The organism is Cupriavidus sp. HMR-1, assembly GCF_000319775.1.
Classification (GTDB): Bacteria; Pseudomonadota; Gammaproteobacteria; order Burkholderiales; family Burkholderiaceae; genus Cupriavidus; species Cupriavidus metallidurans.
This window is the reverse complement of record NZ_ANKP01000049.1, coordinates 55,614-76,792: the sequence shown is the minus strand read 5'-3', so window position 1 is coordinate 76,792 and position 21,179 is coordinate 55,614. Positions and strand designations below refer to the sequence as shown.

General features: G+C 62.6%; 20 protein-coding genes. 4 read left to right on the top strand and 16 right to left on the bottom strand.

The window, feature by feature from the left end; genetic code table 11:
• Window positions 1-13: 13 nt before the first annotated feature.
• The 9 genes from D769_RS07505 to cmk all read right to left on the bottom strand — a co-directional run bounded on the left by D769_RS07505 (window position 14) and on the right by cmk (window position 8,795).
• Window positions 14-394: a helix-hairpin-helix domain-containing protein gene (locus tag D769_RS07505; protein ID WP_008643665.1), complete on the bottom strand. Its 381-nt coding sequence runs from the start codon at window positions 392-394 to the stop codon at window positions 14-16.
• 209 nt (window positions 395-603) lie between these two features.
• A complete protein-coding gene (gene rfaD, locus D769_RS07500) occupies window positions 604-1,599 on the bottom strand; it encodes an ADP-glyceromanno-heptose 6-epimerase (protein ID WP_008643664.1) in 996 nt (331 codons plus the stop codon).
• Between the two features lie 26 nt (window positions 1,600-1,625).
• The gene (gene rfaE1 / locus D769_RS07495) at window positions 1,626-2,570 is read right to left on the bottom strand and encodes a D-glycero-beta-D-manno-heptose-7-phosphate kinase (RefSeq protein WP_008643663.1); all 945 of its coding nucleotides are present in this window, start codon (window positions 2,568-2,570) and stop codon (window positions 1,626-1,628) included.
• A 79-nt stretch (window positions 2,571-2,649) separates the two neighbouring features.
• Window positions 2,650-4,023 (bottom strand): UDP-glucose/GDP-mannose dehydrogenase family protein, encoded by a 1,374-nt coding sequence (locus tag D769_RS07490; RefSeq protein ID WP_008643662.1) that lies wholly within the window; start codon window positions 4,021-4,023, stop codon window positions 2,650-2,652.
• Window positions 4,024-4,080: 57 nt separating this feature from the next.
• Window positions 4,081-5,301 carry a lipopolysaccharide assembly protein LapB gene (gene lapB / locus D769_RS07485; protein WP_008643661.1) on the bottom strand — a complete coding sequence of 407 codons (1,221 nt, stop codon included), beginning with the start codon at window positions 5,299-5,301 and terminating at the stop codon, window positions 4,081-4,083.
• Between the two features lie 3 nt (window positions 5,302-5,304).
• Window positions 5,305-5,628, bottom strand: coding sequence for a LapA family protein (locus D769_RS07480; RefSeq protein ID WP_008643660.1), 324 nt, complete (start codon window positions 5,626-5,628; stop codon window positions 5,305-5,307).
• 228 nt (window positions 5,629-5,856) lie between these two features.
• Window positions 5,857-6,264 (bottom strand): integration host factor subunit beta, encoded by a 408-nt coding sequence (locus D769_RS07475; RefSeq protein WP_008643659.1) that lies wholly within the window; start codon window positions 6,262-6,264, stop codon window positions 5,857-5,859.
• Between the two features lie 33 nt (window positions 6,265-6,297).
• A complete protein-coding gene (gene rpsA, locus D769_RS07470) occupies window positions 6,298-7,992 on the bottom strand; it encodes a 30S ribosomal protein S1 (protein WP_008643658.1) in 1,695 nt (564 codons plus the stop codon).
• Between the two features lie 143 nt (window positions 7,993-8,135).
• Window positions 8,136-8,795, bottom strand: a complete 660-nt coding sequence (cmk, locus tag D769_RS07465) for a (d)CMP kinase (protein WP_008643657.1) — start codon at window positions 8,793-8,795, stop codon at window positions 8,136-8,138.
• A 158-nt stretch (window positions 8,796-8,953) separates the two neighbouring features.
• Here cmk and D769_RS07460 point away from each other — a divergent pair, with 158 nt between their 5' ends.
• Window positions 8,954-9,184: a DUF2061 domain-containing protein gene (locus D769_RS07460; protein ID WP_008643656.1), complete on the top strand. Its 231-nt coding sequence runs from the start codon at window positions 8,954-8,956 to the stop codon at window positions 9,182-9,184.
• A 27-nt stretch (window positions 9,185-9,211) separates the two neighbouring features.
• Here the strand turns inward: D769_RS07460 and aroA are convergent, their stop codons facing one another.
• From aroA to gyrA, 7 genes are all read right to left on the bottom strand, one after another.
• Window positions 9,212-10,525 carry a 3-phosphoshikimate 1-carboxyvinyltransferase gene (aroA, locus tag D769_RS07455; protein ID WP_008643655.1) on the bottom strand — a complete coding sequence of 438 codons (1,314 nt, stop codon included), beginning with the start codon at window positions 10,523-10,525 and terminating at the stop codon, window positions 9,212-9,214.
• 44 nt (window positions 10,526-10,569) lie between these two features.
• Window positions 10,570-11,478, bottom strand: coding sequence for a prephenate dehydrogenase/arogenate dehydrogenase family protein (locus D769_RS07450; RefSeq protein ID WP_008643654.1), 909 nt, complete (start codon window positions 11,476-11,478; stop codon window positions 10,570-10,572).
• Window positions 11,479-11,487: 9 nt separating this feature from the next.
• Entirely contained in the window at window positions 11,488-12,612 is a 1,125-nt protein-coding gene (hisC, locus tag D769_RS07445) for a histidinol-phosphate transaminase (RefSeq protein ID WP_008643653.1), read from the bottom strand.
• A gap of 19 nt (window positions 12,613-12,631) precedes the next feature.
• Complete coding sequence (pheA, locus tag D769_RS07440; protein ID WP_040010928.1) at window positions 12,632-13,795, bottom strand: prephenate dehydratase; 1,164 nt, start codon at window positions 13,793-13,795, stop codon at window positions 12,632-12,634.
• 100 nt (window positions 13,796-13,895) lie between these two features.
• Complete coding sequence (gene serC, locus D769_RS07435; protein ID WP_008643651.1) at window positions 13,896-15,059, bottom strand: 3-phosphoserine/phosphohydroxythreonine transaminase; 1,164 nt, start codon at window positions 15,057-15,059, stop codon at window positions 13,896-13,898.
• 168 nt (window positions 15,060-15,227) lie between these two features.
• Window positions 15,228-15,797: a DUF2059 domain-containing protein gene (locus D769_RS07430; protein WP_008643650.1), complete on the bottom strand. Its 570-nt coding sequence runs from the start codon at window positions 15,795-15,797 to the stop codon at window positions 15,228-15,230.
• 82 nt (window positions 15,798-15,879) lie between these two features.
• Window positions 15,880-18,573, bottom strand: coding sequence for a DNA gyrase subunit A (gyrA, locus tag D769_RS07425; protein ID WP_008643649.1), 2,694 nt, complete (start codon window positions 18,571-18,573; stop codon window positions 15,880-15,882).
• A 446-nt stretch (window positions 18,574-19,019) separates the two neighbouring features.
• Here gyrA and ompA point away from each other — a divergent pair, with 446 nt between their 5' ends.
• The 3 genes from ompA (at window position 19,020) to gph (ending at window position 21,177) form a co-directional block, all read left to right on the top strand.
• The gene (ompA, locus tag D769_RS07420) at window positions 19,020-19,673 is read left to right on the top strand and encodes an outer membrane protein OmpA (RefSeq protein ID WP_008643648.1); all 654 of its coding nucleotides are present in this window, start codon (window positions 19,020-19,022) and stop codon (window positions 19,671-19,673) included.
• Between the two features lie 100 nt (window positions 19,674-19,773).
• Window positions 19,774-20,517: a bifunctional 2-polyprenyl-6-hydroxyphenol methylase/3-demethylubiquinol 3-O-methyltransferase UbiG gene (ubiG, locus tag D769_RS07415; protein WP_008643647.1), complete on the top strand. Its 744-nt coding sequence runs from the start codon at window positions 19,774-19,776 to the stop codon at window positions 20,515-20,517.
• Between the two features lie 3 nt (window positions 20,518-20,520).
• Window positions 20,521-21,177, top strand: coding sequence for a phosphoglycolate phosphatase (gph, locus tag D769_RS07410; protein WP_008643646.1), 657 nt, complete (start codon window positions 20,521-20,523; stop codon window positions 21,175-21,177).
• Window positions 21,178-21,179: the final 2 nt, after the last annotated feature.

Here is a 21,179-nt window from a genome sequence, read left to right as displayed (position 1 = left end):
GGATCCGCTGGCGTCAGCGGGCGGCAGCCTTGGGCGCTGGCCGGGCATCCTTGCGCGCGACGTCCGGCGCCTTGCCGAAGCTCAACCCCGCTGCCTGCAAGTTGGCCACCGATTTCGGCCCGATGCCAGGGACCCGATCTACCAGGTCGTTGGCATCCTTGAATGCACCGTTCTTGCCGCGCTCATCGGCGATACGCTTGGCGGTGGCCGGCCCAATGCCCCTGACCGTGGCAAGCGCCACTTCGTCGGCACTGTTGACATCGACATCAGCATAGGCCGGGCTCATGGCCAGGATCGACATCGAAAGCCCGATTGCGGCGCCCACGCGGCGCGCGGTACGCATACAGCGATGCAGCGAGATTTCAGGGAGGGAAAGATCGAACGTCCTGCGCATCAGAAAGACTCCTGTTCATTGGTCTGGTTGATGCCCGGCCGCCGGGTGGCGACGGGCAAACGCAGGATAGGAGTCCGAGCAGGTGTCGGAAGGGTCTGGACACGAAGGTTCACAACCTTCGCGCCATTGTGTGTCGAATCAAAATAACCGCGTTGCAGTCCGCGGCTTCCACGCAACAGGGGACGACGAACGCACCCTGCAAACGAACCTTAGGCGCTTCGCTCCAGCAGCCACTTGCAGTACCGGCTGACGCCTTCCTGCACGGTCAGGAACTGGTCGCTGTAGCCCGCCCCACGCAGGCGCGATACATCCGACTGCGTGAAGCATTGATACTTGCCGCGCAGGGCATCAGGGAACTTGACGTACTCGACCAGCCCTTCCTGCACCATTTCGTCGAGCGAGAGCGCCGGCTTGCCTTCCGACTCGCGCAGCGCATTGACCACCGAGACGGCGATGTCGTTGAACGGCTGCGACCGGCCTGTACCGAGGTTGAAGATGCCGGACTTCTCGGGATGGTCCAGGAAGTACAGATTGACCTTGACCACGTCCTCCACGGACACGAAGTCCCGGCTCTGCGTACCCGGCGCGTAGCCGTTGTACTCGCCAAACAGCTTGACCGTGCCTTCGGCGCGGAACTGATTGAAGTGATGGAACGCCACCGACGCCATACGGCCCTTGTGGAATTCGCGCGGCCCGTAGACGTTGAAGTAGCGGAAGCCCACGATCTGCGAATGGGCGGAAGACAGGCGACGGCGCACCACCTGGTCGAACAGGAACTTGGAGTAGCCGTAGACGTTCAGCGGCTTTTCGTAGTCACGGTCCTCGCGAAACATCGTCGAAGCGCCATAAGTGGCCGCCGACGACGCGTACAGGAACTGGGCGCCCTGCTCCAGGCACGCCTCCAGCAAGGCGAGCGTGTAGCGGTAGTTGTTCTCCATCATGTAGCGACCGTCGGTCTCCATCGTGTCGGAGCAGGCGCCTTCATGGAATACCGCGCGAACATTGCCGAAATCGCCGCGCGCGAAGCGGGCGACGAAGTCGGTCTTGTCCAGGTAGTCGGCAATCTCGCAGTCGACGAGATTGTTGAACTTCTCGGCACGGGTCAGGTTGTCCACGGCGATGATGTTCGTCTCGCCGCGCTCGTTCAGGCCCTTGACGATGTTGCTGCCGATAAAGCCGGCAGCGCCGGTCACGATGATGGTCATGGCGGATTCAGGCTCGGTGGCGCCGCTCAGGCAGCGCCGAACAATTCGGAATAAGTAACAACGGCGGTACCCAGCTTGCCGACAACGATGGCGCCGGCACGATTGGCGTGCTGAACCGCTTCCTTGAGCGGCACGCCCGCGCCGAGCATGGTGGCCAGCGTGGCGATGACAGTGTCACCGGCCCCCGATACATCATAGACCTCGCGCGCCTGCGCCGAGACATGCAGGACTTCGGCCTCGGTGTAGAGCGTCATGCCCTCTTCCGAGCGTGTCAGTAGCAGCGCCTCGAGTTGCAGCTCGCGCCGCAGGTTCTGGGCGCGGATCGTCAGGTCCGCCTCGGTCTTCCAGGCACCCACCACGGCACGCATTTCCGCGCGGTTCGGCGTGATCAGCGTGGCGCCGCGATAGCGCGAGTAGTCATCCCCCTTGGGATCGACAAGCACGGCCCGCCCGGCGGCGCGGCCTGCCTCGACCATGCGGCCGACATGCGTCAACCCGCCCTTGCCGTAGTCGGACAGCACCAGCACCTTGTAGTCGCTGATCAGCGTGCCGAAGCGTTCCTGCACCGACGCCAGCACTTCGCTGGCCGGCGCATTTTCGAAATCGACACGCAGCAGTTGCTGCTGGTGGGCCACCACTCGCAGCTTGATCGTCGTGTTCAGGCTGGCATCGCGATGCAGGTACGGCTGCACGTGACTGGCATTGAGCAGCGCCTCAAGCGTGCGGCCGGGTTCGTCGTCACCGACGACCCCCAACATGCCAACCTTCGCGCCCAGCGCGGCGGCGTTGCGCGCCACGTTGGCGGCGCCGCCCAGGCGCTCGTCGCTGCGCTTGATCTGCACCACCGGCACGGGGGCTTCGGGAGAAATGCGTTCGACATCGCCGAACCAGTAGCGGTCCAACATCATGTCGCCCACTACCAGCACTTGCGCTTGTCGGATCTGATCCAGCGAAATCGGGTTCTTGCTCATGAACTTCCCTTTGCGCCCTGGCCGCGCCCAACTGGGACGCGGCTCGATCGGGCTCTCACGGATACGCGGATTGAACGGGTCAGCGCGCCGAGCTCGAGCGCCCGATCGCGTGGTACTCGATGCCGGCCTCGGCCATGGCATCGGGTTCGTAGAGATTACGACCATCAATAATGACAGGCGTTTTGAGCATGTTACGAATTTGCGAGAAATCCGGGCTGCGGAACACCTTCCATTCGGTCACGATCACGAGTGCGTCGGCATCCTTGAGCACGTCCATCTGGGCATTGCAGAACTGGATGCGCGCCATGGCGTCCGGAATATCGGCCAGATCGAGCTCGATCACGCGACGCGCCTCTTCCATCGCCACCGGATCATGCACGCGCAACGACGCGCCGCGCGAAATCAGCTCGCGCGCCAGCACGCGGGACGGCGCCTCGCGCATATCGTCGGTATTTGGCTTGAATGCCAGACCCCAGACACCAAACGTCTTGCCTGTCAGATCCTCGCCAAAACGCTTGATGATCTTGTCGCCAAGCACCTGCTTCTGGGAATCGTTGACGGCCTCCACGGCCTCCAGCACGCGCATCGGCTTGCCGTGGGCGCTAGCCGTGCGCATCAGCGCCTGCACGTCCTTCGGGAAGCACGAACCGCCATAGCCTGCGCCGGCGTACAGGAAGCTATAGCCAATACGCGGATCCGAACCGATGCCGAGGCGCACGAGTTCAATGTCCGCACCGACCTCGTCGGCCAGATTGGCCAGCTCGTTCATAAAGGAGATACGCGTGGCCAGCATCGAGTTCGCGGCGTACTTGGTGAACTCGGCCGAACGGACATCCATATAGAACGTGCGCTCGTGGTTACGATTGAACGGCGAGTAGAGCTGACGCATGATCGCCTGCGCATGGCGGCCCGCAACGTCGGGCGCGCAGCCCAGCACGATACGGTCCGGACGCATGAAGTCTTCCACGGCCGCGCCTTCCTTCAGGAACTCGGGGTTCGACACCACCGAGAACTGCAGGTCTTCCAGACCGCGCGCGGCCAGTTCCTCGCGAATCACGGCGCTGACGCGATCGCCTGTGCCAACCGGCACGGTCGACTTGTCCACCACCACCTTGAAGCCGGTCATATGCCGGCCGATATTGCGGGCCGCTGCCAGCACGTACTTCAGATCCGCCGAGCCGTCTTCGTCCGGCGGGGTACCCACGGCGATGAACTGTACGTCGGCATGTTCGACGCTGGCGGCAACATCGGTCGAGAACGTCAGGCGGCCGGCCGCACGGTTGCGGTCAATCAGCTCTTTCAGGCCTGGTTCGTAGATCGGCACGCCGCCGGCATTCAGCAGCGCGATCTTCTTTTCGTCGACATCGAGGCAGAACACGGAGTTGCCGAGTTCGGCCAGACAGGCGCCGGTCACCAGACCGACATAGCCGCTACCGATAATCGTGACTTTCATTGCGGAAGCTCCAGAATAGTAATGATCTTGATCGCCCGGGGCATTGCGTGTAGCGGCTTAGCCCAGCGCTTCGGAGCGGCGTGGCGCATACGTTTCCCAGCGGTTGCAGCCAGGGCATTGCCAGTAGAAAAGGCGGGCACGGAAGCCACATTCACGGCAGGTATAACGCGCCAGATTGCGAGTGCGCAGTTGCAGCAGATCGCGGATGGCGGCCGTTTCCTGCGCCTGCGGGGCGACCACGGCATCCCCACCACCTTCGGCGGATTCGGCTGACTGCTCCTGCGCCGCCTGGTTCTCGGCGGCCTGTGCCTCGAAATACTTGGTCAAGGCGAGCAGCGTCGGCTGGCGACGCAGTTGCTCGCGCATCAAAGCAGCCGCGGCCACGGGGCCGTTCACTTCAAGTTCGGTGCGATACGCCGTATCGAGCAGTTCGGGGGCCAGGTTGCCCTTCAGTAGGCCGTGCAACCACTCCAGTGCCTTGCCCTGTTCGCCGAGCGTCGCATACGCCTTCACGACCTTGTCGGCGACGAGCGGCACATAGGCGGCATCCTGCGCTTCGATCGCTAGCCATTGCTTGAGCGCGCCTTCAGTGTCACCGCCTGCGGCGGAGACGTCGCCAAGCAGGATCGGCGCACGCACATTGGCGGGATTCTCCTGCATGGCACGGCGCAGCCATTCCACCGCATCTTCGGGACGCTTCTTCAGCAGCGCATCTTGGGCCAGCTCGCAGCAGAACTGGGCGATCTGTACGCGATAGTCCTGCTGGTCGAGTGCTTGCAGTTCGCGTGCCGCTTCGATGGCTTTCTGCCACTCCTTCTCGACTTCATACAGTTCGAGCAGCACACGCTTGGCCGAGGCCGCGTAGGGACCGGACATCAGCCGGCGCAGCGACTCTTCCGCACGGTCTAGCAGGCCGGCGCGCAGGAAGTCCTGCCCCAACTCATATAGCGCGTGTTCGCGTTCGGGCTCCGGCAGATCGGGACGCGTGGCAAGGTTCTGGTGCACGCGAATCGCGCGTTCGGTTTCGCCACGGCGGCGAAACAGCGCGCCGAGCGCGAAGTGAAGCTCGGTGGTTTCCGGATCGAGGCGCGCCACTTCGACAAAGGCGTCGATGGCCTGATCCGGTTGTTCGTTCAGCAGGAAATTGAGGCCCTTGAAGTACGAGCGCGGCAAGGCACCCTGCTCGCTGATGAGCTGGCGCAGATCAAAGCGTGCCGCCATCCAGCCTAGGCCAAAGACAAGTGGCAACGCCAGCAGCCACCAGGTTTCAAACATCATGGGTCAGACTTTCGGACCGACTACGTTATAAGGAACGCCGGGCTTGGCCTCGGGCGGCACTGCCTCGGCGGGCGACGTTGCCCGCGCTTCGCCAAGCGCCCGTCGCAAGCGCCCTGCCTCCATGCGCTGTCGCATCAGTCCTGGCGCCACGGCAGCCAATGCCGCGACGATGCCCAGGGCAAATGCTGCCAGCAGGATCAGGATCAGCGGCGCATGCCAGACCGCACCGAAGAACAGTTGCAGGGATGCATCGCCAGTGTTTCGCAGGGCCAGCACGAACAACAGGACGAACAGGACAATGCGGAAAATCCAGGCGACGAGTTTCATGCGGTCAGAGCCATCGAAATTGGATCGGAATCGTCAGGATATGCAGGAAACGCATCCGGACATCTCCGGCGACGGATTCCCGGCATTGTAACGGAATCACTTATGACAAACGGTAACCATTGGTCGCATCGCGACTAGGTCGGCTCAACAGTTGCGCAACAAAAAAGCGCCCCCGAGGGAGCGCTTTCCAACAGACTTCCAGTCAGGCCAGCAAGCCTTCCAGTCCGATCAGGACCGTACCAGATTGAGCTGACCATCATCGTGCAACGACGCCGGCGATTGCGAGCCAAGCTGCGATTGCCCGGATTTGCCGTGCGGGGCATGACCGTTGCCGTTCATGCCGCCGCCCTGCGCCACCGTACGATCGACGCGTTCGCGCAACTCCTTGCCAGCCTTGAAGTGCGGCACCCGTTTCTCGGGCACCAGCACTCGTTCGCCGGACTTGGGGTTGCGGCCCACGCGGGGCGGCCGCTTGTTCAAACCAAAACTGCCGAAACCTCGGATTTCGATGCGATGGCCATCGGCCAGCGCCTCGGACATCGCGTCGAGAATCGTTTTCACCGAGATGTCCGCATCCCGCAGCAGCAACTGCGGAAAGCGGGCAGCCAGTTTTTCGACGAGCTCTGACTTGGTCATGGGCGGTCTCGCTGCGCGCGGCGCGGCTCGATATTACTGGTTGTCCTGGCCGAGCTTGGCCTTCAGCAGTGCGCCGAGGTTGGTCGTGCCAGCCGTGCCGGTGTCAGCCTGGAACTTCTGCATCGCTTCTTGCTGCTCTGCGGAATCCTTGGCCTTGATCGACAGGTTGATGTTGCGCGACTTGCGGTCGACGTTCACCACCAGGGCGGTGATCTGCTCGCCTTCCTTCAGCACGTTGCGGGCGTCTTCCACGCGATCGGCGGAGATTTCCGAAGCGCGCAGGTAGCCTTCCACGTCGTCAGCCAGCTGCACCACGGCGCCCTTCGCGTCAACGGCCTTGATCGTGCCATTCACGAGCGAGCCCTTGTCGTTGGCCGAGATGAAGTTGTTGAACGGATCGCCCGACAGTTGCTTGATGCCCAGCGAGATGCGTTCCTTGTCGACGTCGATGCCCAGAACGACAGCTTCCACTTCGTCGCCCTTCTTGTACTTGCGCACGGCTTCTTCGCCCGACTCTTGCCACGACAGGTCGGACAGGTGCACCAGGCCGTCGATGCCGCCAGGCAGACCGATGAACACGCCGAAGTCGGTGATCGACTTGATCTGGCCGGTCAGCTTGTCGCCCTTCTTGTGGTTGCGGCTGAAATCGTCCCACGGATTGGCCTTGCACTGCTTCATGCCCAGGCTGATACGACGCTTGTCTTCGTCGATATCCAGAACCATGACTTCCACTTCGTCGCCCAGCTGGACAACCTTCGACGGAGCCACGTTCTTGTTGGTCCAGTCCATTTCGGACACGTGCACCAGACCTTCGATACCGGCTTCGATCTCGACGAACGCGCCGTAGTCGGTCAGGTTGGTCACCTTGCCGAACAGGCGGGTGCCTTGCGGGTAGCGGCGCGAGATGCCCACCCACGGATCTTCGCCCAGTTGCTTCACGCCCAGCGAGACGCGGTTCTTTTCCTGGTCGAACTTGAGGATCTTGGCGGTGATTTCCTGGCCAACCGACAGCACTTCGCTCGGGTGACGCACACGACGCCATGCCAGGTCGGTGATGTGCAACAGGCCGTCGATACCGCCGAGGTCCACGAACGCGCCGTAGTCGGTGATGTTCTTGACGATACCGTTGACGATCGCGCCTTCCTTCAGCGTTTCCATCAGCTTCTGACGCTCTTCGCCCAGCGTGGCTTCCACCACGGCGCGGCGCGACAGCACGACGTTGTTACGCTTGCGGTCGAGCTTGATGACCTTGAATTCCAGGGTCTTGCCTTCGTACGGCGTGGTGTCCTTGATCGGACGCACGTCGACGAGCGAACCCGGCAGGAAAGCACGGATGCCGTTGACCATGACGGTCAGGCCGCCCTTGACCTTGCCGGTCACGGTACCCGAGATGATCTCGCCGTCTTCCAGCGCCTTCTCGAGGTTCAGCCACGATGCCAGGCGCTTGGCCTTGTCGCGGGAAAGGATGGTGTCGCCATAGCCGTTCTCGAGCGCGTCGATGGCCACGGACACGTAGTCGCCGGCCTGCACTTCGAGTTCGCCCTGGTCGTTCAGGAACTCCTCCACCGGCACAAATGCCTCGGACTTGAGGCCGGCGTTGACGACCACGAAGTTGTGGTCGATGCGCACGACTTCAGCGGAAATCACTTCGCCAGCCTTCATATTGGAGCGGGCGATCGATTCCTCGAACAGTGCGGCAAAGGATTCGTTAGTTTGCAGGTCGGACATAAACGTAATTTAGCAATCCGCAGTACGCGGGCCGGCGCGACTATCGCGCTCAGTCTGCCTTGCGCAGCGGGGTCAAGTTGAACAACCGGTACCGGACGGGTTGGGTTCCGATACAGGTCCAGGTTGGCGCCTAGTGGTTTTAATCACCGCACTGCGGCGAACCACTCCAGCACCTGCGCCACCGCCTCTTCCACCGTCATTTCTGACGTATCGAGGCGATAAGCGCCTTCAGCGGGACGCAGCGGCGCGGCGGCACGGGTGCGATCCCGCGCGTCGCGTTCCTCAAGGTCACGCAAAAGGTCTTCGATATTAGCAGAAATTCCCTTATCAATCAATTGTTTATAGCGCCTACGAGCGCGGGCCTCCACGCTTGCGGTCAGGAACACCTTGAGCGGGGCATCCGGGAAGATCACCGTGCCCATGTCGCGGCCGTCGGCCACCAGGCCCGGGAGCTTGCGGAAGCCGCGCTGGAGTGCAGTCAACGCATCACGCACGGGCTGGTGCACGGCGATCGCGGACGCGCGGTTACCGATGGCTTCGAGGCGAATCGTCTGACTGACTTCCTCGCCGGACAGCCATACCCGGTCCGGGCCGAACTTGACATCGAGACGCGCGGCCATTTTTGCAAGGGTGTCGACGTCCTGCACGCCAACGTCTGCACGGTCGCTCGCCAGCGCCACGAGACGGTACAGCGCGCCGCTGTCGAGTAGATGAAAGCCGAGAGCATCCGCCACTTTGTGCGCCACGGTACCCTTACCGGATGCCGTCGGGCCATCAATGGTGATGACATCAACGATAGTCATTGATTATTACCAACGTAAAAACTATTAATTTCTAGAATCAATTGATACTCATTATCATTTGACTCATGGTTGCGCGGCTACCGGCCTTCCCTCTCCCGGCTCCCCCACAAAAGCGGTCGCGCAACCGCCCTGAATTCCCAAACGCGAGGCAATCTACCATGGCCAAGACCCTGACCTTCGGCATCATGCATCTGGGCATCGCTTTCAGCGTGACCTACGCCCTGACGGGCAGCCTGGCCATCAGCGGCGCGATTACATTCATCGAGCCCGCCGTGAACACGGTGGCTCACTACTTCTTCGACAAATTCTGGGAGCGCCGCGAACGCCAGGCCAAAACCCATGCAGCAACCCCCGAAGCAAAGACGGCGGCCCGTTACGCCGCCGCCTGATCATGGCCTCCCGGGCTGAGTGACCGCTTACCGCGCCACTCCGGCAAATACCTCGAAGTACTCGGGGAACGTCTTTGCCACACAGCCGGGGTCGTTGATCTTCACGGGCAACGGGCCGAATGCGGCCAACGAGAAACACATGGCCATCCGATGGTCATCATAGGTGCCAATTCCAGCAGCCGGGGTCTGCCACGTCGTCGGTGAGGCCGGCGGCGTCACTTTCAGGTAGTCAGCCCCCTCCTCCACCTCGGCGCCAAGCTTGCGCAGCTCCGTCGCCATCGCCGAGATGCGGTCCGTTTCCTTGACCCGCCAGCTGGCGATGTTGGTCAGCGTGGTGGTGCCCTCCGCGAACAGCGCGGCCACGGCCAGCGTCATCGCTGCATCAGGAATGTGATTGCAGTCGAGCTCGATGCCGTTGAGTCGGCCGTCGTCACGCTCGGTGCCGCGCACCTCAATCCAGTTGTCACCGGCCATCACGTTGGCGCCCATCCGGTTCAGCGCATCGGCAAACCGAACATCGCCCTGGATACTCGCCATGCCCACACCTTCCACGCGTACCGGGCCACCGCCGATGGCGCCCGCCGCCAGGAAGTACGATGCCGTGGACGCATCGCCCTCAACGTAAATCTCGCCCGGCGAACGGTACCGCGCGCCGGCCGGCAGGATAAAGCGCTCCCAGCCCTGTCTCTCAACGGCAATACCAAAGCGTGCCAGCAAGTTCAACGTGATCTCGATATACGGCTTCGAAATCAATTCGCCGACCACTTCTATCTCGATGCGACCCGATTGCGCCTGGGCCATTGGCAACGTCATCAACAGCGCGGTCAGGAACTGGCTCGATACATCGCCGCGCACACGGATCGGTGCATCAATGCGAATCTGCGCCGGGTTGATCTGCAAAGGCGGGTAGCCGGGCGTGCCCAGGTAATCCACCGATGCGCCGACCTGCCGCAGGCCATCGACCAGATCGCCGATCGGCCGCTCATGCATCCGCTGCACGCCGCTCAACTTGTACGTACCGCCTTGCAGCGCCAGTGCGGCGGTCAACGGCCGGATCGCGGTGCCGGCATTACCCATGAACAGTTCTGCCGCCTTGTTCGGGAAGTTTCCGCCCACGCCGGACACGATGCAGTCGTTGCCCTCGCGCCGCCACGCCACGCCGAGTACCTTGAGCGCTTCGAGCATGACGCGCGTGTCGTCGGAATCGAGCAGGTCGCGGACGCGCGTCTCGCCGGTGGCGAGCGCCGACAGCAGCAGCACGCGATTGGAGATGCTCTTGGAGCCGGGCAGGCGCACCGTGCCGGAAGCACGGGTCAGGGGACCGAGGGTCAGTTGTTCCATGTTTTCTGCAGCATGGCCGTTGCGCGCCGCGCGCGCTGGCGGCATCAGGGTTCGACGTTGTTGGCAGCCGTCCGTGCGGCGCCCCATTTCAGGCGTGTGTCGCTGGCACGCGCGAACAGCCGTTCGAGCGCCGCGCCATCGCCTTCCTTGATCTTGGTCTTCAGATGCGCCAGCACGGACTCGTAGATACTGATCTCGCGCAGCAACGCATCCTTGTTGGCGATGCAGATATCGCGCCACATCTCTGGCGACGACGCCGCGATGCGCGTGAAGTCGCGGAAGCCACCGCCCGCAAAGTCCAGCTTCAGTGCCGCGTCCTCCGCGTTGGCCACCTGGGCCACGAGCGCGTACGACAGCAGATGCGGCAGGTGGCTGACCGACGCAAACACGGCATCGTGTTGCACGGCCGACATCACGTGGCAATCAGCACCCGTGGCTTCCCACATGGCGCGCACAGCGGCCACGTCCGCCCGCGAGTTTTCCTGCAACGGGCAAAGCACCACCTTCTTGCCTGCGTAGAGGTCGTCGAGCGCAGCCTCCACGCCGTTCAATTCACGGCCCGCGATCGGATGGGCGGGCACGAACTGGGCAACCTTGTCGCCGAGCGCGGTCTTGGCCGCCATGATGACGTCGGACTTGGTGCTGCCTGCGTCGGTCACGATCGTGCCCGGCTGCAGATGTGGTTCCAGCGCGTGGAGCAGTGCGAAATTCTGCGCCACGGGCGCGCACAGCACCACCAGACTTGCGCCTCGCATCGCGTCCTCAAGCGATGCGGCCTCGTCGATGACGCCGAGCGCCTTGGCCTTGTCCAGCGACGCCGCAGAACGGCCTACACCCACGACCGTCCCCACCACGCCCGCGCGCTTGAGCGACAGCGCCAGCGATCCGCCAATCAGGCCGACGCCGACAATCACGACTTTCGAAAAATGCAATGCGCTCACGGTTTCAGACATGCTTGAGTTTCACTTCAGGGCCTGTTCCAGCGCCGCGATAAACGCGTCGTTCTCTTCCGGCAGACCGATCGTCACGCGCAGCCACTGCGGCAGGCCATAGTTGGCCACGGGGCGCACGATCACACCTTGCTTCAGCAGCGCCAGATTGACCCGCGCGCCAGCGCCATCGTCGCCACCCACGCGAACCATGACAAAGTTGCCGGACGATTTCACGTACTCGAGCCCACTCCGCTCGAACGCTTCCACCAGCCGCGCCTTGCCCTGACGATTCAATTCGGCGCTGCGTTGCAGAAACGCCGTATCGTCGAGCGCTGCCACAGCAGCAGCCTGTGCGAGGCTGTTGACGTTGAACGGCTGTCGCACACGGTTCAGCAGATCGGTAAGCTGGGGCTGTGCCACGCCATAGCCGACCCGCAGCCCCGCCAGCCCATAGGCCTTCGAGAACGTCCGCGACACCATCAGGTTCGGATACTTGCGCACCCAGGCAACCGATTCGTACTGCTGGCCCGCATCGAGATACTCGTTGTAGGCCTCATCCAGCACAACCACCACATGCGGCGGCACCTTGGCCAGAAAAGCCTCGATCTCGGCGGCGGACACGAATGTGCCTGTCGGGTTATTCGGATTGGCGATGAAGACGAGCTTGGTGTCGGGCGCAATCGCCGCAGCCATCGCATCGAGATCGTGCCCATAGTCGCGCGACTTGACCTCGATGGCGCGCGCGCCAACTTCCTGCGTAGCCAGTGCGTAGACCGCAAACGAGTACTCGGCGTAGACGATCGACTCGCCATTGCGCACCAATGCGTGCGCGGCCAGTTCCAGAATGTCGTTGCTACCGTTGCCGAGCGTCAGCCACTCGGCCGGCACATCGTATTTCTCCGACAGCTTCGCCTTCAGCTCGAAGCCGTTGCTGTCCGGATAGCGGCCCAGATCCTCCGTCGCGGCGGCGATAGCCGCCTTTGCCGAGGCCGGCATGCCAAGCGGGTTCTCGTTCGACGCCAGCTTGACGATGCGCGCCTCGTCGAGTCCGAATTCGCGAGCCACTTCCGAGATCGGCTTGCCCGCGATATACGGCGAGATCTTGCGCACATAGGACGGACCAAAGTAGTCAGCCGCGTTCTCCTGCACTGCCATGTCTGTCTCCTCGCTGCCGTTATTTGCTGGATGGGTACGAGCCCAGCACCTTCAGGTACGCGGCATTGCGACGCAGCGTCTCGATCGCCCGCGTCACGGCCGGTTCGTGCTGATGGCCTTCCACATCCACGTAGAAGTAGTACTCCCACGCGCCGCTGCGCGCCGGGCGCGACTCAAACCGGCACATCGACACGCCATTCTCGGCCAGTGGCGCCAGCAGTTGATACACGGCGCCCGCCTTGTTCGGCACCGACAGGATCAACGAGGTCTGATCGCTGCCAGAAGGCTCGGTCTCATAGCGGCCGATCACTGCGAAACGGGTGCGATTGTGCGGATCGTCCTGGATGTGCGAACGGATAATGTGCAGGTGATAGCGATTGGCCGCCGATTCACCGGCAATCGCCGCAACGGTAGGGTCCTCACTGGCCATGCGCGCGGCCTCGGCATTGCTGGACACAGCCTGGCGCTCCAGATGCGGATAGTTCGCGGACAGCCAGTTCTGGCACTGCGCGAGCGCCTGCGCATGAGCACGCACGACGGTCACACCCTTCATGTCCGGCGTGGATGCCATAAGGTTGTGGTGGACCTTCAGCGCGATCTCGCCACTGATCTTGAGCGACGTCTGCAGGAACAGATCGAGCGTGCGCGACACCGCGCCCTCGGTCGAGTTCTCTACCGGCACCACGCCGTACTCGACGGTACCGGCCTCCACGGCGCGGAACACCTCGTCAATGCTGGGGCACGGCACGCCCGTCACCTCGTGGCCGAAGTGCGCGTAGAGCGCCTGCTCGGAAAACGTTCCGGCCGGGCCCAGGAAGGCGATCTCAAGCGGCTTTTCCAGGCCGCGGCACGCGGACATCACCTCGCGCCAGATCGATGCCACGCTTTCGTCGAGCAGCGGTCCGGGGTTGGCGCCCTGCACCTTGCGGATCACCTGCAACTCGCGTTCGGGACGGAATACCGGGGCGCCGTACTTCTTCTTGACCTCGCCCACGTCGAGGGCGAGCTGGGCGCGACGATTGAGCAGCGCCAGCAGTTCACGGTCGACGGTGTCGATCTGGGTGCGCAGTGGCGCCAGATCGGCCGACAACGCCTGCTCCTGCGCGCTGGGTCCAGGAGCGTCCTGGCGCCCGGCTTCCTGTGCGGGGGCATCGGCGGCGGGGGACTTGTCTTGCTCTGTCATATCAAGGCCTGGCGGGCCGCGCGAAAAGGCGGCCTCGGAAAGTCTGGGGCGAAGCCACGCCGCGCGCATGGCTGTGCGCGGCGCGACGCTTTGACCGCCGTCAGGCGGCGGTACGCTCGAATTCGCGCATGAACTCGATCAGCGCGGTAACACCCTCGAGCGGCATCGCGTTGTAGATGCTTGCACGCATTCCGCCCACGGACTTGTGGCCCTTGAGCTGTACCAGGCCGTTCGCGCGCGCCTGGGTCAGGAACGCTTCGTTGCGCGATTCGTCGCGCAGGAAGAACGGTACGTTCATGCGCGAGCGGCAGCTGGGGTCGATTTCGTTGCGGTAGAAGTCGCTCTGGTCCAGGAAGTCGTAAAGCGCGCGCGCCTTGGCGATATTGCGCTGCTCGATCGCGGGCACACCTCCCTGAGCCTTGAGCCACTTGAACACGAGCCCGGCGATGTAGATCGCATAGGTGGGCGGCGTGTTGTACATCGAATCATATTCGGCCACGAGGCGCCAGTTGAACGCCGACGGGCACAGCGGATGCGCGAAACCGATCAGGTCTTCGCGCACGATGACGATCGTCACACCGGCCGGGCCGATGTTCTTCTGGGCGCCGCCATAGACCACCTGCACGCGCGACCAGTCGATCGGGCGCGAAAGGATGTGGCTCGACGCATCGGCCACGACGATGCGGCCCTTGTCGTGCGTGCCGGTCTGGCCAATGTCGGGGATCTCCTGGAACTCCGTGCCAACGATCGTCTCATTGGTGCACAGGTGCACGTACGCGGCGTCGTCCGACAGCTTCCACGATGCCACATCCGGGATCTTGTGCCACTTCTGGTCCTGGCTCGAAGCCACGATGTTGACTTCGCTGTAGCGACGCGCTTCCTGCTCGGTCTTGACGGACCACGTGCCGGTCACGACGAAATCGGTCTTCGGCTTTGCTGCGTTGATGCGACTGGCAAGATTCAACGGCACGATGCCGTTCTCGCCGATCGCACCGCCTTGCAGGAACAGGATGCGGAAATTCTTGGGCACCTGCAGCAGTTCGCGCAGGTCAGCCAGCGCCTCGTTGTGAATTCCTTCGAACTCACGGCTGCGGTGGCTCATCTCCATCACAGATACACCCGTGCCGCGCCACGACAGCATTTCCTCGGCGGCCTGATGCAGGACTTCAGTCGGCAGGGCGGCCGGACCAGGCGAGAAATTGAACACGCGCTCGGCCAGGGAACGTTGCAGGCCGACGAGGGCGGGATTCTGGGGATCGTTCATGGAGGGAAGATGGAAAAATGGCTGCCGGTTTGAACCAAGCAGCCATTATCCCTCAAACCCACGCCCCTTGGACACCATGGGTGCCGGCCAGGGGCGGCGTGAGCGGCAGACCAGCCCGGGAGAATGCCCCACAGGCCAGCCACCGATCACCTGCGGATCACTTGCCGATCACTTCGCAGCGGCGGCGATTTCCTTCTCGGCGGCGTCACGCATCGACTTGCCAACCTGCGGGCCGTACTTCTGCATCATCGAACCCCAGATTTCCTGAGTGGCCTTGCCCTGGTTGGCCATGAACTTCTGGCCGGTCGGCGACTTCAGGAACGTGGTCAGGTCCTTGATTTCCTGCGTGGAGTAGTACTTGCCGAAGGCGTCGTAGTGAGCCTTGAGGGCGTCCTGCTTGAACGCATCGGTCGAGAAGGCCGTGCCGGCGCCATCGACCATGCGCTGTACAGCGCCGTTCTTCTTGAGCTTCTCGACAGCAGCTTGCTTCTGTTTGTCGTTCAGCGTCTTGTTCTCAACCAGCACCTGCTCCAGCACCAGCGGCGCTTCCTGCTTCGCGCCCTGCTGCCAGTTGTCGGCCTGACCCTTGACAGCCTGATCGGCCTGCATGACGGTCAGCAGTTCCTTGATGGCCGCGGTCTTATCCTTGTCGTCCGCCTGTGCATGCGCGGCTTGCGCCAGCATCATCATCGGAGCAACTGCAGCCAGAATAGCGATACGTCGATAGGTTTTGAGCATTATGACTCCCTGGAAAATAAGTCCGGATTAGTCCGCACGGCCGTCTGGCGAGTTCCGACCGTGGTTCCAATGTTGCAACAAATTACGAATTCGCATCCGCGTCAGTGGCTCCGGCATCGGTGGCGCCCGCGGCATCATCAGCCGCTTCGCCCTCCTCTGCCCCCGAGCCGTTGTCCGCGTCGCTTTCCACGATGCGCTGCAGACCCGACAGCTTGGTGCCCTCGTCGACGTTGATCAACGTCACACCCTGCGTAGCACGACCCATCTCGCGGATTTCGGCCACGCGGGTGCGAATCAGCACGCCGCCGGTCGTGATCAGCATGATTTCATCTTCGGGCGAAACCAGCGCCGCAGCCACCACGCGGCCATTGCGCTCGCTCGTCTGGATCGCAATCATGCCCTTGGTGCCACGTCCGTGTCGAGTGTATTCGGAGATCGGAGTGCGCTTGCCGTAACCATTCTCGGTTGCAGTCAGGACACTGCCCACCGGAGACATGTCTCCCTCTGCCACCGACGATTCCGTTTCCGCGGATTCGGCCGGCGCAACCAGCATGGCGATCACGGCCTGACCTTCATCGAGGTTCATGCCGCGGACACCACGCGCCTGCCGGCCCATCGGACGCACGTCGTTCTCATCGAATCGCACGGCCTTGCCGGCGTCGGAGAACAGCATCACGTCGTGCTGACCGTCGGTCACGGCGGCACCGATCAGGAAGTCGCCCTCGTCGAGATCCACGGCGATGATGCCCGCCTTGCGCGGATTCGAGAAATCAGTCAGCACGGTCTTCTTCACCGTGCCACGCGCCGTGGCCATGAAGATGAAGTGCTCGGCATCGAACTGGCGCACCGGCAGGATGACGTTGATCTTCTCGCCGTCGGCCAGCGGGAACATGTTCACGATCGGCCGTCCACGCGAATTGCGCGAGCCCTGCGGCACCTCATAGACCTTCAGCCAGTACAGCCGGCCCCGGTTCGAGAAGCACAGAATGTAGTCGTGCGTGTTTGCGACGAACAGCGTGTCGATCCAGTCGTCTTCCTTCGTCGCCGTCGCCAGCTTGCCGCGCCCACCACGCTTCTGCGCGCGGTACTCGGAAATCGGCTGGCTCTTCATATAGCCGGAATGCGACAGCGTCACGACCATGTCCTGCGGCGTGATCAGGTCCTCGGTATCGAGTTCAGTCGCGTTCAGCTCGATCTGCGAACGGCGCTCGTCACCGAATTCCGCCCGGATCGCTCCAAGCTCGTCGGTGATGATCGTCGCGATGCGCTCCGGGCGGGCCAGGATGTCGAGCAGATCGGCGATCAGGCCCATGACCTCGCGGTACTCCTGGACAATCTTGTCCTGCTCGAGCCCCGTGAGGCGTTGCAGGCGCATTTGCAGGATTTCCTGAGCCTGACCGTCGGACAGGCGATACAGGCCATCCGGCTGCATGCCGAACACCGCCGGCAGACCGTCCGGGCGGTACGATGCGCGGCCGCCCGCAGTGTCGCTTTCGGCACGTGCCAGCATTTCGCGCACCAGACCCGAATCCCAGGGCTTCGACATCAGCTCCTGCTTCGCGATCGGCGGCGTCGGCGCAGCCTTGATGATCGCGATGAACTCGTCGATGTTGGCCAGCGCCACGGCCAGGCCTTCCAGCACATGACCGCGCTCGCGCGCCTTGCGCAGTTCGAACACGGTGCGGCGGGTGACCACCTCGCGCCGGTGCGACAGGAACGCATCCAGCATCTGGCGCAGGTTCAGCAGGCGCGGCTGGCCATCGACCAGGGCCACCATGTTCATGCCGAAGGTGTCCTGGAGCTGGGTGTTCTTATATAGGTTGTTCAGAACGACCTCGGGCACCTCATTGCGCTTGAGTTCGATCACCACACGCATACCTGACTTGTCAGATTCGTCGCGGATGTCCGAAATGCCTTCGACCTTCTTCTCGGTCACCAGCTCGGCAATGCGCTCGAGCAGTGTCCGCTTGTTCACCTGGTACGGCAGCTCGTCGACGATGATCGCCTGGCGCTGGCCCCGGTCGATGTCCTCGAAGTGCGTGCGGGCGCGCATGACCACACGGCCGCGGCCGGTGCGGTAGCCTTCGCGCACACCCTGGATGCCATAGATAATGCCGGCGGTCGGAAAATCGGGCGCCGGCACCAATTCGATCAGTTCATCGACGGTGGCATCGGGATTACGCAGCAGATGCAGACAGGCATCGACAACCTCATTGAGGTTATGCGGCGGAATATTGGTGGCCATGCCGACCGCAATACCCGACGAACCATTGATCAGAAGATTCGGAATACGTGCCGGCAAAATGCCAGGCTCTTTCTCCGAACCGTCATAGTTCGGTTCGAAATCGACAGTTTCCTTGTCAATATCCTGAAGCATTTCATGGGCAATCTTCGACAGGCGGATTTCGGTATAACGCATTGCCGCCGCGTTATCTCCATCCACCGAACCGAAGTTGCCCTGACCGTCGACCAGCATGTAGCGCAGGGAGAAATTCTGCGCCATACGCACTATCGTGTCGTACACCGCGGTATCGCCGTGCGGGTGATATTTACCAATCACATCGCCGACGATACGGGCCGACTTCTTGTACGGCCGGTTCCAGTCGTTGTTGAGCTCATGCATCGCAAAGAGCACGCGCCGGTGTACCGGTTTCAGGCCGTCCCGAACGTCGGGAAGCGCGCGCCCCACGATTACGCTCATTGCGTAATCCAGGTATGAGCGGCGCATTTCCTCTTCCAGCGAGACCGGAAGGGTTTCTTTGGCGAATTGATCCATTGCGACGTGGTTTATGCGGCGGGTTTAGGCAAATGGGACTCCGATTCCCGCATGACGGAGACCGGCATACGGCATCGGGCGAACATGGCATTCTATCATGCACGCACCCCCCTTCCCGACCCTGCGGGAACCCCTCGCTCCCGCCCCTCGACGGCGCTTTCAGCGACCACCCCCTCACCCGGCAACCCCATATGGGACAAGGCTTTGCGGGCGCCGCAAGGCGGATGTTGCACAAACACCACAGGCCCAAAACCGCTTGGTTGAATCGAATATATTTACTTCTTAGGAAACGAGCCTTGTGGCACAATTCCCCAGCGAAGAGCCAGACGTTGTTCGAAGTGGATCATGCTCCACGTCGAGAATGTTATACTCCGAAGAATGTATGACTTGTTTTCGTCCATTTGCTCGCAGTAACCCTGCGGTGATCTCATCCTGAGAGGAGAAATATGAAAAAATTTGCCAAGCTCGCGCTCGTTGCAGCTACCGCAGTAATGGCTGCATCCGCTCAAGCCCAGTCCGTCCCCTATGAAAAGAAGGCAGTGAACGACAACTGGGGCAACGGTACGAGCGAGTACGTGTGGAAGAATGGCACGAACGAGCTCTGCTGGCGCGACAGCTCCTGGACCCCGGCAACGGCCAATGCACAGTGCGATGGCGCGCTGGCTCCGGCTGCTGCGGCTCCGGCCCCGACCCCGGTGGCACCGCCGGTTGTGTCGAGCGAGAAGGTCACTTTCGCTGCTGACACCCTGTTCGACTTCGACAAGGCTGTTCTGAAGCCCGAAGGCAAGGCCAAGCTGGACGACCTGGTTTCGAAGCTGCAAGGCATCACCCTGGAAGTGATCATCGCTGTTGGTCACACCGATTCGTTCGGTTCGGACAAGTACAACGATCGCCTGTCGATCCGTCGTGCTGAGTCGGTCAAGGCCTACCTGGTGAGCAAGGGCGTTGAAGCCAACCGCGTGTACACCGAAGGCAAGGGCAAGCGTCAGCTGAAGGTTGATCCGAAGTCGTGCAAGGGCAACCGCACTGCTCAGATCGCCTGCCAGCAGCCGAACCGTCGCGTGGAAGTCGAAGTGGTCGGCACCCGCAGCGCACGTTAATCGGATCCTCTCCGATGAAGAAAAGCCCAGCGCAAGCTGGGCTTTTTTTTTGGTAAAGTTGCCGCAGACTTCTCACCTGATTTGCCGCTCGCCGGCACCCATGATGTCGCAATCGACCACCCTGCACTCCACTCCCGATACGCCAAGCAGCCGCAACGCCGATCCGAAGGAGATCGACAAGTTCAGCGAGCTGGCCCACCGCTGGTGGGACCCCAACAGCGAGTTCAAGCCGCTGCATGACCTCAACCCGCTGCGCCTGGGCTGGATCGACGACATTGCCCACCTGTCGGGCAAGCAGGTCATCGACGTCGGCTGCGGAGGCGGCATCCTTTCCGAAAGCATGGCCCGCGCGGGCGCTACCGTGCGTGGCATCGACCTGTCTACGAAGGCGCTCAAGGTCGCCGACCTGCACAGCCTGGAATCGGGCGTGGCGGTGACCTACGAGGAGATCGCCGTCGAGGACCTGGCGGCCCGCGCGCCGGCCAGCGTCGACGTGGTGACGTGCATGGAAATGCTGGAGCATGTGCCCGACCCCCAGTCGATCGTGCGCGCATGCATGACGCTCGCAAAGCCGGGCGGCTACGTCTTCTTCTCGACCATCAACCGCAACCTCAAGGCGTACCTGCTTGCCGTCGTCGGCGCCGAGTACGTATTGAACATGCTGCCGCGCGGCACGCACGACTACAAGAAATTCATCACGCCATCCGAACTCGCCCGCTTCGCGCGAAATGTCGGACTGGATATGATCGAGATGCGCGGCATGACCTATAACCCGTTGACGCAGATCTACTCGCTTGGCCGCGACACCGACGTCAATTACATGATGGCTTTCCGCAAGCCTTGAACCATGATGACGTTCGACGCAGTTTTCTTCGATCTTGACGGCACTCTTGCCGATACCGCCCCTGACCTCGCCGCTGCCGCGAACCGGCTGGTCATCGAACATGGCATGTTGCCGGTCGCGTACGAACGGCTCCGTCCGGTAGCTTCGCACGGCGCGCGCGGCCTGCTCGGCGTGGCGTTCGGCAAGCGCCCGGAGGATCCCGAGTTCCCGGCCTTGCGCGACGCGTTCCTCGACTACTACGAGGCCGATATCGCCGTCCATACGCGCCTGTTCGAGGGGATGGACCAGGTGCTGGCGCAACTGGAGTCCTCGGGAATTCGCTGGGGCATTGTGACCAACAAGATTGCCCGCTTTACCGTGCCGCTGGTCAATGCGATCGGCCTGACGCCACGCGCCTCGGCCGTGGTCAGCGGTGACACCACCCCTTACGCCAAGCCCCACCCCGCACCGCTGCTACGAGCTGCGGAATTGAGCGGCGTGGCGCCCGGCCGGTGCATATACGTCGGCGACGACCTGCGCGACATTCAGGCTGGCCAGGCCGCCGGCATGACCACGGTCGCAGCGGCATACGGCTACTGCGGCGAAGCTGAACCTCCGGAAACCTGGGGCGCCGACTACCTGATCCGCCATCCGGCGGAACTGCTACCGCTATTCTCCTGACC

Excerpts from the sequence above, each read along its gene's own strand:
- D769_RS07505 (WP_008643665.1), bottom strand. The coding sequence starts at position 394 with ATGCGCAGGACGTTCGATCTTTCCCTCCCTGAAATCTCGCTGCATCGC.
- rfaD (WP_008643664.1), bottom strand. The coding sequence starts at position 1,599 with ATGACCATCATCGTGACCGGCGCTGCCGGCTTTATCGGCAGCAACATC.
- rfaE1 (WP_008643663.1), bottom strand. The coding sequence starts at position 2,570 with ATGAGCAAGAACCCGATTTCGCTGGATCAGATCCGACAAGCGCAAGTG.
- D769_RS07490 (WP_008643662.1), bottom strand. The coding sequence starts at position 4,023 with ATGAAAGTCACGATTATCGGTAGCGGCTATGTCGGTCTGGTGACCGGC.
- lapB (WP_008643661.1), bottom strand. The coding sequence starts at position 5,301 with ATGATGTTTGAAACCTGGTGGCTGCTGGCGTTGCCACTTGTCTTTGGC.
- D769_RS07480 (WP_008643660.1), bottom strand. The coding sequence starts at position 5,628 with ATGAAACTCGTCGCCTGGATTTTCCGCATTGTCCTGTTCGTCCTGTTG.
- D769_RS07475 (WP_008643659.1), bottom strand. The coding sequence starts at position 6,264 with ATGACCAAGTCAGAGCTCGTCGAAAAACTGGCTGCCCGCTTTCCGCAG.
- rpsA (WP_008643658.1), bottom strand. The coding sequence starts at position 7,992 with ATGTCCGACCTGCAAACTAACGAATCCTTTGCCGCACTGTTCGAGGAA.
- cmk (WP_008643657.1), bottom strand. The coding sequence starts at position 8,795 with ATGACTATCGTTGATGTCATCACCATTGATGGCCCGACGGCATCCGGT.
- D769_RS07460 (WP_008643656.1), top strand. The coding sequence starts at position 8,954 with ATGGCCAAGACCCTGACCTTCGGCATCATGCATCTGGGCATCGCTTTC.
- aroA (WP_008643655.1), bottom strand. The coding sequence starts at position 10,525 with ATGGAACAACTGACCCTCGGTCCCCTGACCCGTGCTTCCGGCACGGTG.
- D769_RS07450 (WP_008643654.1), bottom strand. The coding sequence starts at position 11,478 with ATGTCTGAAACCGTGAGCGCATTGCATTTTTCGAAAGTCGTGATTGTC.
- hisC (WP_008643653.1), bottom strand. The coding sequence starts at position 12,612 with ATGGCAGTGCAGGAGAACGCGGCTGACTACTTTGGTCCGTCCTATGTG.
- pheA (WP_040010928.1), bottom strand. The coding sequence starts at position 13,795 with ATGACAGAGCAAGACAAGTCCCCCGCCGCCGATGCCCCCGCACAGGAA.
- serC (WP_008643651.1), bottom strand. The coding sequence starts at position 15,059 with ATGAACGATCCCCAGAATCCCGCCCTCGTCGGCCTGCAACGTTCCCTG.
- D769_RS07430 (WP_008643650.1), bottom strand. The coding sequence starts at position 15,797 with ATGCTCAAAACCTATCGACGTATCGCTATTCTGGCTGCAGTTGCTCCG.
- gyrA (WP_008643649.1), bottom strand. The coding sequence starts at position 18,573 with ATGGATCAATTCGCCAAAGAAACCCTTCCGGTCTCGCTGGAAGAGGAA.
- ompA (WP_008643648.1), top strand. The coding sequence starts at position 19,020 with ATGAAAAAATTTGCCAAGCTCGCGCTCGTTGCAGCTACCGCAGTAATG.
- ubiG (WP_008643647.1), top strand. The coding sequence starts at position 19,774 with ATGATGTCGCAATCGACCACCCTGCACTCCACTCCCGATACGCCAAGC.
- gph (WP_008643646.1), top strand. The coding sequence starts at position 20,521 with ATGATGACGTTCGACGCAGTTTTCTTCGATCTTGACGGCACTCTTGCC.